This window comes from Sedimentitalea xiamensis, from assembly GCF_030164465.1.
Lineage (GTDB): Bacteria > Pseudomonadota > Alphaproteobacteria > Rhodobacterales > Rhodobacteraceae > Sedimentitalea > Sedimentitalea xiamensis.
Map to the genome: position 1 here is coordinate 1 of NZ_JASNJE010000087.1, position 1,173 is coordinate 1,173.

General features: G+C 66.2%; 1 protein-coding gene. It reads left to right on the top strand.

The genetic code is table 11. From position 1 onward, the window contains the following. Window positions 1-1,173, top strand: a 1,173-nt coding sequence (gene glyA, locus QO034_RS23255; RefSeq protein ID WP_284487877.1) for a serine hydroxymethyltransferase, incomplete at both ends; no start/stop codon positions are given.

The window sequence follows — 1,173 nt, forward strand, 5'->3', positions numbered from 1 at the left end:
GACGAGATCGAGCTGATCGCGTCCGAGAACATCGTCTCGGCGGCGGTGATGGCGGCGCAGGGCTCGGTGATGACCAACAAGTATGCCGAGGGCTATCCCGGACGGCGCTATTACGGCGGCTGCCAGTATGTCGACATCGCCGAGAACCTCGCCATCGACCGCGCCTGCAAGCTCTTTGGCTGCGGTTTCGCCAATGTGCAGCCGCATTCCGGCAGCCAGGCCAACCAGGGCGTGTTCCAGGCGCTGCTGAAGCCGGGCGACACGATCCTGGGCATGTCGCTGGACGCCGGCGGCCACCTGACCCACGGTGCTGCGCCGAACCAGTCGGGCAAGTGGTTCAAGGCCGTGCAATACGGCGTGCGCCGGCAGGACAACCTGCTGGATTACGACCAGGTCGAGGCGCTCGCCGCCGAACACCGGCCGAAGCTGATCATCGCCGGCGGCTCTGCCATCCCGCGGCGGATCGATTTTGCCCGGATGCGGGCGATTGCGGATATGGTCGGGGCGTATCTCCTTGTGGATATGGCGCATTTCGCGGGCCTCGTGGCGGCGGGCGAACACCCGAGCCCCTTCCCGCACGCGCATGTGGCCACGACGACCACGCACAAGACGCTGCGCGGCCCCCGTGGCGGCATGATTCTCACCAATGATGAAGATATCGCCAAGAAAGTGAATTCGGCGATCTTCCCGGGCATCCAGGGCGGCCCGCTGATGCATGTGATCGCGGCCAAGGCGGTGGCCTTCGGAGAGGCGCTGCGGCCGGAATTCAAGGCGTATATCCAACAGGTTATCGCAAACGCCCAGGCGTTGAGCGACCAGCTGATCAAGGGCGGTCTGGACACCGTGACCCATGGCACGGACACCCATGTGGTGCTGGTCGACCTGCGCCCCAAGGGGGTGAAGGGCAACGCCACCGAACAGGCGCTGGGGCGCGCGCATATCACCTGCAACAAGAACGGGGTGCCGTTTGACCCGGAGAAACCGACCGTGACCAGCGGCATCCGCCTGGGCTCGCCCGCCGGCACCACCCGCGGCTTCGGAACCGCCGAATTCCGCCAGATCGCCGACTGGATCATCGAGGTGGTGGACGGGCTGGCCGCGAACGGCGAGGACGGCAACGGCGCAGTCGAGGCCAAGGTCAAGGCCGAGGTCGAGGCCCTGTGCCAACGCTTC